The sequence below is a fragment of the Cedecea sp. B1(4) genome (assembly GCF_059414925.1).
This window is the reverse complement of record NZ_JCAHMZ010000002.1, coordinates 327368-340872: the sequence shown is the minus strand read 5'-3', so window position 1 is coordinate 340872 and position 13505 is coordinate 327368. Positions and strand designations below refer to the sequence as shown.

The window sequence follows — 13505 nt, the reverse complement described above, 5'->3', positions numbered from 1 at the left end:
ACGTAACGTGAGGGTCAATCCGTTAAGCATAAAAAAAACGGCCCCTGAAAAGGAGCCGTTTCTCAAAATCTGCTAAATATTAGCTGTGGCGATGATGTTCATCCCGGCGGCAGCGTTTATCGTAATGGCGAACCCACCAGTAACGGTCGCAGACCTGTTCACGTCCGCCAATACGCGCCCCGGCAAGCCAAAGTACGGCCCCAACGAAGATGCTCAGCACGGCACCGTGGGCGAAAAACTGCGGCAGGTTTAGCTGCGGGAGCTGGTTCAGAATTGAATAGCCCACGCCGACCACCATCACAACCAGTCCCAATCCCATGAGGACATTACCGAGTAACGAAGCGTTTCTGCGTTTCATATGTCACCTCCGCACTATTACGGGTGGTGGGGAACATCCCCTATCCTTGTGACTAAAGTATAGACAATGCCCCTAAAGAGCGTGTGCGTGAGCGATCACAATTACGAATGAAAGACCTACAAAAGTTTACAAATAAGCGTCTGAGTTACTTGAAATTCTAATGGTTCAGATCCTCAACTATTCAAGAATGTGTCGGCGGGGGGATTGCGCTTTGTCAACGTCGCCCTCGCGCAGTAAACTACGCGGCTGTGAACGGTTTTCAGGAATTTAAACGTGAGCATTAAATTAATTGTCGGCCTGGCCAACCCAGGCGCGGAATATGCAGCGACCCGCCATAATGCCGGGGCCTGGTATGTGGATTTACTGGCCGAGCGCCACAATCAGTCGCTGAAAGAAGAAGCGAAATTCTTTGGCTATACCGCCCGCATTAATCTGGGTGGAGAAGACGTTCGCCTGCTGGTTCCGACCACGTTTATGAACCTCAGCGGGAAAGCGGTTGCCGCCATGGCCACCTTCTTCCGCATCGCCCCGGACGAAATTCTGGTGGCGCACGATGAACTGGATCTCCCTCCGGGCGTGGCGAAATTCAAGCTGGGTGGCGGCCACGGCGGGCACAACGGCCTGAAGGACATAATCAGTAAACTCGGCAATAACCCGAACTTTCACCGGTTACGCGTGGGGATTGGCCATCCGGGCGATAAAAACAAAGTTGTCGGCTTTGTGCTCGGCAAACCGCCGGTCAGCGAACAGAAGCTTATCGACGACGCGGTAGACGAAGCGGCGCGCTGCACCGAAGTCTGGCTGAAAGAAGGCCTGACTAAAGCAACTAATCGTCTGCACGCCTTTAAAGCACAATAAACCGGCCTTCCCCGCACCGGGAAAGGATTTCCACGCCCGCTGGCGGCGGTTTCAGTGTATAATGCGCAAAGTTATCTACATTTTTTCAATGAAAACAGTTAAATTCATTGATAATCAAGCAATTAAGGTGATTTAAACCATGGGATTCAAATGCGGTATCGTCGGCTTGCCGAACGTGGGCAAATCCACGCTGTTCAACGCCCTGACCAAAGCAGGTATCGAAGCGGCTAACTTCCCGTTCTGTACCATCGAGCCGAACACGGGTGTGGTGCCAATGCCGGACCCGCGTCTGGACAAGCTGGCCGAAATCGTTAAACCCCAGCGTATTCTGCCGACCACCATGGAATTCGTGGACATCGCAGGCCTGGTGAAAGGCGCATCTAAAGGTGAAGGCCTGGGCAACCAGTTCCTGACCAACATCCGTGAAACCGAAGCTATCGGCCACGTGGTGCGCTGCTTTGAAAACGACAACATCATCCACGTAAACAATAAAGTGGATCCGGCTGACGACATCGAAGTTATCAATACCGAGCTGGCGCTGTCTGACCTGGACACCTGCGAGCGCGCGATTCACCGCGTGCAGAAGAAAGCCAAAGGCGGCGACAAAGACGCTAAAGCCGAGCTGGCGGCGCTGGAAAAATGCCTGCCGCAGTTGGAAAACGCCGGTATGCTGCGCGCGCTGAAAAATCTGACCGAAGAAGATAAGGCGGCGATCAAATACCTGAGCTTCCTGACCCTGAAGCCAACCATGTACATCGCCAACGTTAACGAAGACGGTTTTGAAAACAACCCGTACCTCGATAAAGTCCGCGAAATTGCCGCTGGTGAAGGCTCCGTCGTGGTTGCCGTCTGCGCCGCGGTTGAATCCGACATCGCCGAGCTGGACGATGCCGACCGCGAAGAGTTCATGGCCGAGTTGGGTCTGGAAGAGCCGGGCCTGAACCGCGTGATCCGCGCAGGCTACGAGCTGCTGAGCCTGCAGACCTATTTCACCGCTGGCGTGAAAGAAGTGCGCGCGTGGACCATCCCTGTCGGCGCGACGGCTCCACAGGCGGCGGGTAAAATCCACACCGACTTCGAAAAAGGCTTCATCCGCGCGCAAACCATCGCCTATGAAGACTTTATCACCTACAAAGGCGAGCAAGGCGCAAAAGAAGCCGGCAAAATGCGCGCCGAAGGTAAAGACTACGTCGTGAAAGACGGCGACGTGATGAACTTCCTGTTCAACGTCTAACCCCTTCCCTTTGGGCATAAAAAATCCACGCTCAGGCGTGGATTTTTTTTAACAAAGAAAAATCAGCGGGCCGCGCTATTCGGGTAAACCGTCGCCGCTGGTAGAACGCGTTTATCGAGGCGATGCAGGCCATAATAGAGAATCGCCGTACCGAACCAGCCGATGATCCACGACACGTCATTGCCGTCAAAGAGCCACGTCAGCGAGCCGTGGTAAAGCGGGTTCTCAATAAACGGCAGCTGAATCAGCACTCCGACGATATAAACCCCTATGCCAAACAGGTTCCAGCGGCCATAGCGCTTATCGGCATCAAACAGCGCGGGAATATCTACGGCTCGGGACGAAATAAAGAAGTAATCGGTCAGGCTAATGGCGCTCCACGGCACAAAGAAGGCCAGCAAGAACAGCAGGAAATGGGTGAAGTGTTTCAGGAATGCCGGCTCACTCAACAGCGCAATGATGCATGAAGCCGCCACCATCAGCACCACAAACAGAATGCGGTTCTTCTGGCTCAGGGTCACCTGCTTGCGGAACCCTGACACAATGGTGGTCAGCGACATAAAGCTGCCGTATGCGTTCAGCGTGGTGAAAGTAATTTTGCCGAAGCAGATAGCAAAATAAATCAGCATCGCCATGGTTTCGGTTTTACCCAGCCCTACAATATAGGCGACTTCGTGGCCAGAAAAAGCGCTCCCGGCAATGGCCGCGGTGATAACGCCCAGCGTCATGGAGGCCTGAGTCCCCAGCACGGTGCCGCTAAACACCGAGAAAAACACCTTCGGGCCAGACACGTCTCGCGGCAGGTAGCGCGAGTAATCGGAAACATAGGGGCAAAAGGCAATTTGCCAGGAAGAGGACAGCGACACCGCCAGCAAAAACATCGGCATGGAGAAATGGTTATTTTGCAGAATGCCCGCGAGATCGGTGTTGAACAGCAGTGACCCAAACAGCCAGGCAAAAGCCAGCACGCCAACAACACTGGCGACCTTGCCAAGCTTATGGATCACGCGATAGCCGAGCACGGCAATGACGATAATAATGACGCTGAACAGGATCATCCCGCTGACATCGCTGATTGACAGCAAATGCGCCATTGCCTGCCCCGCCAGCACGGTGCCGCTGGCGGAAAAGCCGATATACATGATGCACACCAGCACCAACGGAATCACCGCCCCGTAAACGCCAAACTGCGCCCGGGAGATTATCATCTGCGGCAGGCCAAGGCGCGGCCCCTGTAATGCGTGGAAGGACATGATCGATGCCCCCAGAATCTGCCCCACAAACAGCCCCACCAGCGACCAAACGACGTCGCCGCCCAGCACCACGGCCAGCGCGCCGGTGACAATCGCGGTGATCTGCAAATTGCCGCCGAACCAAAGGGTGAACTGGCTAAACGCATGCCCGTGACGTTCCCCGTCCGGGATGTAATCGATAGATCGGGTCTCGCTCAGACGTGAGCCCTTTTTTGACTGTTCTTCTGTGGATGAAAAGGAAGACATAACGACCTCGCTGAACCTGATTAAACGCCGGAAAACCCATCGCACATCAAATGATCACTCATGTATATACAAGTAATGCACACAAACAACACCCTGCTGATAATGAATTTGCGAACTAAGTTGTAGATTTTATGTAACCAAATTGATGTGTAGATGTACCAATATGAAAAACTGATGGTGAACAGGCGTCGAAGACCGGCCCAAGGGTTGACGGGAGGGCGAACGTTGAGAAAAGAGGGAAACTAAGGCGTCAGTTAATGCCAAAAGAAACCCACGCTGACGGTGGGTTTCCTACGTTACCGCCTGCCACACAGGCTGAACAAAATGGGGATTACAGTCCGGCGGGGCGCGGCACTTCGAAATAGTTACCGTTAATATCCTTCTGGTAATAGCTGCCGTTACGCACGTAATAGCGTTTGCCGTTATAATCCAGCACGCTGACGCCAGAATTGATGCTGGACGGCGTCTCCACGCGAATGTATTCCGCTCCCTGACGCTGGTAATAAATCCCGTTGACCACGTAATAGGTCAGGCCACCAACAATAATGGCCGTGGCAAGCCCAGGCAAAACGGTTAAACGCGGTCCGCCATAGAAATAATGCGGCCCCGGATAATAGCGCGGGCCAGACCAGAATCCAGGGCCATGACCAAACCATGGGCCAGGACGCGCCTGCGCCAGGGACGGCACAACAATCAGCGCAGACATAGCCAACACATACAGATACTTTTTCATCTTAAACTCTCCTGACCTGCGGCTGAACGCGAGCATTCGCCCGCTCTATGTCGATTATAATCCCGCCGCCTCAGGCTTTTCCGTACAGGGAAAGTAAATCCGCGAAATCTCCACAATCCCGCTTCTGACGTCTTTATTTATCCATAGATGTAAAAAATCCACGCAAAGCGTGGATTTATTTATCTGCAAGAGCGCTGGCGAGAATTTATTCGAAACAAACGTCAGGGTTATCCGCCAGGGAAACAAAGGATTTGCTGTTTTTATCCAGGGTGCGAATTTCACCGCTTTCGATATCGTAAACCCAGCCGTGCAGGCGCAGGCCATTGTTACGCAGCCCTACCGCGACGGAAGGATGCGTTTTAATGTTGTTCAACTGGGCAATAACGTTTTCTTCTACCATGGCGTTGACCTTGTCGGTCTCGTTGTTCCAGGTTTTCTTTTCCACGACCGCTTTTGCCGCATCGGCATAGTGCAGCCAGTGCGCAACGGCCGGCATCGGATCCAGGCACTGGCAGGAGGCAATAGCTTTCATCGCACCGCAGTTAGAGTGCCCGCAAATCACAATATCGGTTACGCCAAGGGCAACAACTGCGTACTCGATGGTTGCAGAAACGCCGCCCGGCTCCGGACCGAAAGAAGGCACGATATTGCCGGCATTACGAATAACGAAGAGCTGCCCCGGTTCCTGCTGTGTTACCAGCTCCGGCACCAGTCGGCTGTCGGAACAGGAAATAAAAAGCGCTTTAGGATTTTGGCTGGACGCCAGGCTGCGAAAGAGCTCTTTGCGCTGCGGGAAAATCTCTTTCTGGAAGTTAAGAAAACCTTCGATGATATGTTGCATAGCACGTTCTCTTGTTCTGTAGTGACCCCGACATGATAGAGATCACATTGAGTTAGTCCAGCCCCGACTCGCCAAAAGTCCGCTTTTTCTCTGGCGATAAACCGGAATAAATCCACAGTAAACGTGGATTTATTCCCTGCTACCGACGGCAAATACTTAGCCGCATCGGGCTTTAATCGCCGAGACGTTTTTTTCCAGATTCGCCGGGTCGTATTCCGCCAACTGAAAATTAAAACCTTGATTCCTTTGTAGATCCAGACGCTCCGGGCGCAGCATGTTCGGGTTACTGTCAACGTCGAACAGCTTAGCAATATGCCCCGGATCGATTCGCCCGTGCGCCATGTTCATAAAATGCGTATTGATATCGTTCAGCGATACCGGCTGTGCAGCTTTCTTGCTCATCCAGTCGTCAAGACGCAGCGGGCGAGTCGCCCCTTCCCCTAAATCCGACTGATACAGAAACGCATCGCGCCTTGGCTTTGTGCTGGCCGGGAGATCAATCACGTAAGCATGGCCCATGCCTGCGTCATTCACGCGCAAAATAAAGTGTTTGTGGGCGGGTAAATTGGCAAGCTGTTGCTGAAGCTGGGGTAACGACATTGTTCGCCCGTGTTCAAAAGCGTAGCTGAAATGGTCGGTGTCGAGGAAAAGCTTCATCACGTTATTCGCCGTAACGCCGCAAACAGGCTCGTTAATGCGTTTGCTGCTGCCCAGCATCGCCTCAACTTCATGCTTAGGCATCCCCCACTCTCTGGCCGTATTTGAAATATTATCGTCTATCGCTTTCAGCAGTGCCGACGGGCTTTTATGGTGAATAGGTACCGAATTATCATCGCTGTTAAGCAACACGTTGGCCCTCAGGTTTTTGCCGCTTAACTTCGCGAAATCCTGCACCAGGCGGGTGGACGGGTTATTCACGTTGCGGGACGACGATGCCGTGGCCGACGTTCTGGCGGTGCGGCTCGACTGGCCACTTTGCGCCTGCAGGCGAGGATCGGACTGTGTAGGACGGAAAGTATTAAGGATGTTTCTCATCGGAGGGTATTCCACTCGTTGGGCAATTGAGGCTGAGTGGTAGCGCCGGCGCGCAGGTTCCCCGACAGAGGTAAAAAACCCACGCCGCAGCGTGGGTAGCAGGATTATTTCAGATTCAATGGATTGGTTGATTTCAGATTGACATTATCCGCCAGGAGATTGACCTTCTTCGTCTCTTCCTTATCAAACGGGGTGCGTTTCTCATCGGTCAAACGCGCCGCAACGTAAGTCTGAACATATTCGGCGTTATGGGTCGCGCGGCTGGTTTCCACGCTCGCCAGATTGCCCTTTTTGAACGCCAGCGTTGTTTGGGTCGACGTTTCTTCACTAATCACATGATAAGTATAATTTTGTGAGGATTTCAGTCCCGTGAGATCCAATTTCCCGCCCGGGACCAGCGACTCATGATAGCTGGCCTTGAGACTCGCCTTCGTGCTCTGAGCCAGCTTGCTCAGGTCACCCCGGGTATCGGTGCTGCCCTGAGTGGTCTGGCTAAAGTCATAGGAAAAACTGTCTTTTTCCTCGGACTTGTATGGATTTGAGGCCACGTCCGACTGTTTAAAGGACGCGGTAAAATCAGCCAGCCCGCTCAAGTAAGAGCATGCTTTATCTTCTGCAGAAACAGTGATGCTTTGCTGTATCCCACTGGTTTTCGATTCGTTAGAGCCATAATCGCTGTTCAGCGCGTGGAAGGCGCTTTTAAACAGGGCAAGCTGGGCTTTGTTCGCATGGCCGCGGGATCCGGCTCCGTCGAGCTGTTTCTCATAGGCGGAAAGCGCCTGGGCCTGCTGACTTTTGCTGCCCAATGTCCCCGCGTTACTGAGGTCGGTCGTCAGGTTAAACGTGGCGTCGCCGTCTTTATAACTGAGCGTGCGCCGAGCGCTGTCGCTCTGGAAACTCAGAGACTGGATTGAGCTGCCGGCCTGGCTGACATCGGTGTTCAGCTCCACGGACTTGAACAGCCTGCTATCAACGTTGAGCAGTCCGCCAATTTTTATCGCCGGTGGCTGCTGCGACAGGCCATCAAGCACGTTCTGGAAGCCATCCGCCAGGCCCGAGATCGCCGCCACGTCATCGTCGGTCAGATCGCCGCCGCTGATCTGAACTTGCGCGACCAGGCCTTCAGACTGGCGGGATAACGAAATGCTGACCTTAACGCCGCTCTTTGTCTCGATATTCAGCGCGACAGCGCTGTCTTTGTCCTGCACAACGTCGCCCTCTACGGCGGCGGCCGCAGGCGAGGCAACCGCCAGAGAGAAACCTTTCGGATTGTCTTTCAGCGCCAGCAGAAGCTCTTTACCCAGCCCCTGAAACGAGACAGAACCTGGCTGCGAAAGGGTTGCCCCCATCAGCGCGGATAAACTGCTGTTGCCTGCGGGCGTATTCGCCCGAAGCTTTTGGGCACCGAACGAGTAAACGGCGCTGATGCTGTCGCTCGCTCCGCTGAGGGTAACGCGCGTTGAGGCCTGGATCGCCGGGCCGGGGACCACCGGAGCTTTAACCTTTGCCGCAATATTTGCCCCCATCGAGGGAACAGAAACGCCAATGCTGCCAATCGGACCTGTCATTTAATTCATCCCATATTGTTGGTCTGCAAAAAATATCGGCCCGGGCGGGGCTAACTTGAGTGCGAAAGCACCCACGGACAAACGTGCCTACCGCAGCGTATAGCCGCCATCGCAATAAATTGTACTGCCGGTAATATTATGATTATCAAGTAAAAAAAGAGCCGTTGCGGCCTGTTCATCTACGTGTCCTGGGCGACCATTTAACGCCAGACTGTTCCAATATTGGTAGGTCGATTCACGCACTTCGGCCGGTCGGCTACGCCAAAGTTCACTGTCGGTGGTACCCGGCGACAGGCAGTTGACTCGCACCGGCTTCAGCTCCACCGCCAGGCCCCGCGCCAGGCCCTCAAGCGCCGCATTGCAGGCGGCATAGGCGGGTGCACCAATGGGGCGGGCAGAAGCGGCACCGGACATCAGCACCACGGCAGAGGAAGCATGCAGATTAGAAAGCGCCTCATAGACGGCCCAATACTGTGACCAGAATTTGGCCTGAAACAGCGCTTCGGACGTGGCGGCATCGCCGTCGCGAAAATCGCCAGTTTGATAAGAGGCCGCGGGGGTAAACAACCCAGCCAGCGGCCCGGCCTCCGAAAAAAATGCCCGGAGAGACAGTCGGTCTGTCACGTCCACCGTTTTACCTGCGGCATTTACGCCAAGCTCAGCTAATGCCGCCTGCAGTTTTTTCCCCGATCGCCCGCCGATAAGGACGCTGTCTCCGCGGGACGTCAGCTTCCGGGCAAGCGCCAGCCCGATACCAGAGCTGCCGCCCAAAATAGCATAACGTGCATTGGCCATGATTTTCTCCTCGTGAACTTGCAGGCCAGCATTAAAACCCGAAAGCCCGGAGGCGGATAGCTCAATAGCGGATATGCATTTTCACCGGGTAACTAACGCGTTAACTGCTTCAGCACCTGCGCGAAGCCTGCTTTGATCTCCGTGTCTTTCTCGTGCCGCCCTTCGCGTATCACCCATTTCCCGCCGGTCATAACGTCTTTGATTGGGTTAGAAGAGCAGGCAAAAATCCAGCGGTTCAACAGCTCGCTATCTTTCGCCGTCGCCAGGAACGGATCGTTGCCGTCCAGCACCAGCCAGTCGGCTCTCGCCCCTACGGCCAGCTCGCCAATATTTTGCCCCAGCGCCATGCGTCCGCCGCGAAGCGCCCCCTGATAAAGCACATTGCCGACATACGGCTCCGCTTCAAGGTGAAGCAAATTGCGGCGGCGGTTATTCAGCCGCTGGCCGTATTCAAACCAGCGTAAATCCTCGCTAACGCTGACGCTGATATGGCTGTCGGAGCCAATGCCCCAGTTGCCGCCCTGCTGCAAAAACGCCTGCCCGGGGAAAATGCCGTCCCCGAGATTCGCCTCGGTGGTCAAACACAACCCGGCAACTGCGCCGGAATCAGCCATAAGTCGCGTTTCGCTTTCGGTGATGTGGGTGGCGTGAATCAGGCACCAGCGATCATCGACGGGCATATTGTCATACAGCCACTCGACGGGACGCAGCCCGGACCAGACGAGGCAGTCCGCCACCTCTTTCTGCTGCTCGGAAATATGAATATGCACCGGCTGAGGCTGCGGCTGGCTGGACAGCACCAGATGCATTTGTTCCGGCGTCACGGCGCGCAGCGAATGGAAGCACAACCCAGCGCGCTGCATCGGTTCCGGGGCAAGCGCTGTGGCAATGCTGTCATACAGCTTCAGGTAGCTGTCGGTGTCGTTAATAAAGCGACGCTGCCCTGCCGATGCAGGCTGGCCCCCGAAACCAGAATGCGTATATAGCACCGGGAGCAGCGTCAGGCCAATGCCAACGTTTTTTGCAGCCTGAGCCACGCGCAGCGCCAGTTCCGCAGGCTGCGCGTAGGCTTTGCCGTCCACATCGTGATGCAGATAGTGAAACTCGGCCACCGAGGTATAGCCGGCTTTTAACATTTCGATATACAGATAGCTGGCGATGGTCTCCAGCTGTTCCGGGGTGATTTTGCCCACCAGGCGATACATTAGATCGCGCCAGGTCCAGAAGCTGTCTGCCGGATCGCCAACGACTTCCGTCAGCCCCGCCATCGCCCGCTGAAAAGCGTGCGAATGCAGGTTCGGCATCCCCGGCACAACAACGCCGTCCAGGCGAATATCGCCTTCATCCGGCACGCTGTCAGCGACCACGGACTGAATGACGCCCTCGGGCGAAACGCCCACCCTGACATTTTCCGCCCAGCCCTGCGGCAGAAGCGCTTTTGCCGCGAAATATACCGCCATATCAGCACCCCGGTTCGATGTTAATCAATTGTATATACATGCATGTATATATACATCCAAATAGGGGTAGAGTAAACTTTAAAGGATACCCGGGCGAGGAATGATGAATGGCACAAAACGACGTTTTTAAAGCAGCGGCAGAGACCGACAATCTGGACCAGCCGGCCCCCTATTATGAAAGGGTCAAAATCATTATTAAGACCAATATTCATAGTGGATTATGGCCAGTAAACTACCGGGTTCCCTCCGAAAGTGAACTGGTGAATCAGTTTGGCTACAGTCGCATGACCATCAACCGCGCTCTGCGCGAGCTGACCGCCGAAGGTCTGCTGGTGCGTATGCAGGGGATCGGGACTTTCGTCGCCGAAGTGCGCGGGCAGTCCGCGCTGCTCGAAATCAATAATATTGCCGACGAAATTGCCAGCCGTGGCCACCGCCATCACGCCCGCGTACTGGAGCTAACCCAGGTGTATGCCGACGCGCAGCAGGCGATGGCCTTCAATTTACCCAAGGGCAGCCGCCTGTTCCATTCGCTGATTTGCCACTACGAAAACGGCGTCCCGGTGATGCTGGAAGACCGCCTGGTGAACTCGCTGATCGTGCCGGATTACTTCCAGCAGGATTTCACCCGCATCACGCCCAACGCCTATCTTTCGTCCATCGCGCCTATCGTTGAAGGTGAGCATATTATTGAGGCGGTAAACGTGCCTCGCGAAGAGTGCGCTTATCTTGAAATCGACGAGCACACGCCTTGCCTGCAGGTCAATCGTCGTACCTGGACCGGCCGCCAGAACAAAAAAATCGTCACCAGCGTGCGCCTGGTTTACCCGGGTTCACGCTACCGCCTCGAAGGAAGCATGCACAAATGATCCAGCTTCTGCCCTACGAGCAGTGCCCGGAAATGCCCTGGAAAAACGGCCAGGGCGTGACGCGGGAAATTTATCGTTTCCCGGCAACGGATAACTACGCCTGGCGCATTTCGGTGGCGACCATCCGCCAGGACGGCCCCTTCTCTCTTTTTTCAGGCTATCTGCGCAATATCAGCGTACTGGAAGGCGAAGGCATGTATCTCACCGTCGACGGCGAACAAAGCCCGCTTATTCCACCGTTCCAGGCTACGGATTTTAGCGGCGAAAGCGAAGTCAGCTGTGCGATTGTCGGTGGGCCGCTGCTGGATTTTAACGTCATCTATAAAGCAGAGAGCACGCGAGCCACGGTAAGCTGGCTGCGGGAAGGCGCCTGGAAACATCAGCAGGGTACACAGCTGCTGTTTAATGCCGGTGACGTTCTTGAGGTTGAGGTCAACGGGGAACGCCTGGTATTACAACACTACGACAGCCTGTTGATTAGCACCCCGGCCACGGTCAGCGTGGTTTCTGCGGCCTCTTCCCTTTTCGCTCGCGTCATCCTTTCGGCATAAAAAAACCGGCAGACTTGCTGCCGGTTTAAACGTTATCCAACCTCATCGCCCCTTAAACTCGGGCGATTGTTTATTTTTAAACGCCGCCAGCCCCGCCGCCCGGTCTTCACTGTCGGCAATTAACGCAGAGAGCGATCGCTCGTAGGCCACGCCCGCGCTCAGCGGCATTTCGTAGCTGGCCGCCACGGCTTTTTTGATCATCATCGCGGCAAGCGGCGCGGCTTTTGCCACCTGAGTCGCCAGCGCTAAAGCCTGCTCTTCCAGCGAATCCGTCACGCGGCTGACAAGCCCGGCACGCAGCGCTTCCTGCGCGTCAATTCTTCTGCCGCTTAACAGCATGTCCATCGCCAGCGATTTGCCCACGGCGCGCACCAGCCGCTGCGTCCCGCCCGCCCCGGGGATAATCCCGATGTGGCTTTCCGGCAGGCCAAAGACGGCGCTTGAATCGGCGATAATAATGTCGCACAGCAGCGCCAGCTCCAGGCCACCGCCGAGGGCGTAGCCAGACACGGCGGCAATCAGCGGCGTTTCAATGCTCGCCACCTGGTCCCACTTCTCGCTGAATCCACTGCGCCATAATGTTGTCGCCGAAGCAGATGCCAGCGTGCCGGTATCCGCCCCGGCAGAAAACGCTTTGGGAGAGCCAAGCAAAACGATCGCCCTGACGTCCGGTCGCCCGTCCAGCTCGGTTAAGACGCCGAGCAGCTCATCAAGCATTTCAGCCGTGAGCGCGTTGTATTTCTGTGGCCGGTTGAGCGTCACCACCGCAATCGCACCATCAACGTGAGAAAGGATATCACTCATGCTTCTCTCCCCCGGTCAGTTGCCTGACGATTTCATCCCGGTGGCGCATTCCGGCTGCGGCGGTCTCTGCGGTCCATGCATAGAAGCCCTCCCCGCTTTTCGCGCCGAGCTTACCGTCGGCCACTTTGGCTTTCAGCCACGTCGGGAGTTCACCGCTGTTATCCAATTCGGGCAATAGAATACCGGCCACTTTCTCTACCGTATCCAGCCCGGCAAAATCCATTAGCTTCATCGGCCCCATCGCCGCCCAACGGGGCGCCAGCGTGCGCTGTACCGCCAGGTCAACGTCCTCTACGGAGCCAATACCTGCATCCACCAGGTAAAGCGCCTCGCGCAGCATCGCGTACTGCAGCCGGTTTATAATAAAACCCGGAATATCCTGGTTAACGACGATAGTCTCTTTCCCCAGTTGCTGGCAGATGTCCCGCACGCGCTGGCAGATGTCATCCCCGGTCTGTGTCCCGCGCACAATCTCGATCATCGGCATGGTATCCGCCGGGTTAAACCAGTGCATACCAATCAGCCGCTGCGGCTGGCTCAAGGCCGATGCCAGCAGCGTAATAGATACGCTTGAAGTGTTCGTCGTGATAACACAATGCTCACTCACCAGGCGCTCGACATCCCTCAGCACGCGCTGCTTGAGCGCCACGTCTTCGGCAACGTTCTCGGACACCAGGTCGGCATCGCTCAGGCAAGCCTCAAAGGAGGTGGTGAACTCTACGGCTTCACCAGCGCCGAGGGATGCCACAATGGCCCGCGCTTTATCGAGCGTCGGCTCAGAGCGCGACCACAGGCTAACGAGGTAGCCCGCTCGCGCCATCACCACGGCAATGCGCGCGCCCATCGTTCCGGCCCCGACCACCGCCACTTTCTTTATTTGCACCATTTTTGTTCTCCGCC

14 protein-coding genes are annotated in these 13505 nt (G+C 55.5%); 4 read left to right on the top strand and 10 right to left on the bottom strand.

Annotated features, from left to right (window positions below; translation table 11 throughout):
• Positions 1 to 79: 79 nt before the first annotated feature.
• Positions 80 to 358 (bottom strand): stress-induced protein YchH, encoded by a 279-nt coding sequence (gene ychH, locus ACR6JA_RS05060; RefSeq protein ID WP_008454166.1) that lies wholly within the window; start codon positions 356 to 358, stop codon positions 80 to 82.
• A 273-nt stretch (positions 359 to 631) separates the two neighbouring features.
• Here ychH and pth point away from each other — a divergent pair, with 273 nt between their 5' ends.
• Together pth and ychF are read left to right on the top strand one after the other, a co-directional pair.
• Complete coding sequence (gene pth / locus ACR6JA_RS05055) at positions 632 to 1216, top strand: aminoacyl-tRNA hydrolase (protein WP_008454164.1); 585 nt, start codon at positions 632 to 634, stop codon at positions 1214 to 1216.
• Between the two features lie 139 nt (positions 1217 to 1355).
• Positions 1356 to 2450, top strand: a complete 1095-nt coding sequence (gene ychF, locus ACR6JA_RS05050) for a redox-regulated ATPase YchF (protein ID WP_039303845.1) — start codon at positions 1356 to 1358, stop codon at positions 2448 to 2450.
• A gap of 62 nt (positions 2451 to 2512) precedes the next feature.
• Here the strand turns inward: ychF and ACR6JA_RS05045 are convergent, their stop codons facing one another.
• The 7 genes from ACR6JA_RS05045 to ACR6JA_RS05015 form a co-directional block, all read right to left on the bottom strand.
• Positions 2513 to 3901, bottom strand: a complete 1389-nt coding sequence (locus ACR6JA_RS05045) for a purine-cytosine permease family protein (protein WP_213716112.1) — start codon at positions 3899 to 3901, stop codon at positions 2513 to 2515.
• 379 nt (positions 3902 to 4280) lie between these two features.
• Positions 4281 to 4682 carry a DUF6515 family protein gene (locus ACR6JA_RS05040; RefSeq protein ID WP_008454157.1) on the bottom strand — a complete coding sequence of 134 codons (402 nt, stop codon included), beginning with the start codon at positions 4680 to 4682 and terminating at the stop codon, positions 4281 to 4283.
• A 205-nt stretch (positions 4683 to 4887) separates the two neighbouring features.
• Positions 4888 to 5523: a carbonic anhydrase gene (locus ACR6JA_RS05035; RefSeq protein ID WP_008454155.1), complete on the bottom strand. Its 636-nt coding sequence runs from the start codon at positions 5521 to 5523 to the stop codon at positions 4888 to 4890.
• A gap of 156 nt (positions 5524 to 5679) precedes the next feature.
• The gene (locus tag ACR6JA_RS05030) at positions 5680 to 6558 is read right to left on the bottom strand and encodes a cycle-inhibiting factor (protein ID WP_166873231.1); all 879 of its coding nucleotides are present in this window, start codon (positions 6556 to 6558) and stop codon (positions 5680 to 5682) included.
• A 104-nt stretch (positions 6559 to 6662) separates the two neighbouring features.
• The gene (locus tag ACR6JA_RS05025; protein WP_494492985.1) at positions 6663 to 8126 is read right to left on the bottom strand and encodes a hypothetical protein; all 1464 of its coding nucleotides are present in this window, start codon (positions 8124 to 8126) and stop codon (positions 6663 to 6665) included.
• Between the two features lie 87 nt (positions 8127 to 8213).
• Positions 8214 to 8921: an SDR family oxidoreductase gene (locus tag ACR6JA_RS05020; RefSeq protein WP_213716051.1), complete on the bottom strand. Its 708-nt coding sequence runs from the start codon at positions 8919 to 8921 to the stop codon at positions 8214 to 8216.
• Between the two features lie 92 nt (positions 8922 to 9013).
• Positions 9014 to 10381 carry a formimidoylglutamate deiminase gene (locus tag ACR6JA_RS05015; RefSeq protein WP_494492984.1) on the bottom strand — a complete coding sequence of 456 codons (1368 nt, stop codon included), beginning with the start codon at positions 10379 to 10381 and terminating at the stop codon, positions 9014 to 9016.
• Positions 10382 to 10488: 107 nt separating this feature from the next.
• On the opposite strand from ACR6JA_RS05015, the gene hutC reads away from it, so the two are divergent.
• Positions 10489 to 11250: a histidine utilization transcriptional repressor HutC gene (gene hutC, locus ACR6JA_RS05010; protein WP_008454147.1), complete on the top strand. Its 762-nt coding sequence runs from the start codon at positions 10489 to 10491 to the stop codon at positions 11248 to 11250.
• Positions 11247 to 11801 (top strand): HutD/Ves family protein, encoded by a 555-nt coding sequence (locus ACR6JA_RS05005; RefSeq protein WP_494492983.1) that lies wholly within the window; start codon positions 11247 to 11249, stop codon positions 11799 to 11801. Before hutC ends, ACR6JA_RS05005 begins: the two co-directional genes overlap by 4 nt.
• 42 nt (positions 11802 to 11843) lie before the next feature.
• Here ACR6JA_RS05005 and ACR6JA_RS05000 read toward each other — a convergent pair whose 3' ends face one another.
• Both ACR6JA_RS05000 and ACR6JA_RS04995 read right to left on the bottom strand, forming a co-directional pair.
• Entirely contained in the window at positions 11844 to 12605 is a 762-nt protein-coding gene (locus tag ACR6JA_RS05000; RefSeq protein ID WP_213716055.1) for an enoyl-CoA hydratase-related protein, read from the bottom strand.
• Positions 12598 to 13491 carry a 3-hydroxyacyl-CoA dehydrogenase family protein gene (locus ACR6JA_RS04995; protein ID WP_494492982.1) on the bottom strand — a complete coding sequence of 298 codons (894 nt, stop codon included), beginning with the start codon at positions 13489 to 13491 and terminating at the stop codon, positions 12598 to 12600. Before ACR6JA_RS04995 ends, ACR6JA_RS05000 begins: the two co-directional genes overlap by 8 nt.
• Between the last annotated feature and the right edge of the window lie 14 nt (positions 13492 to 13505).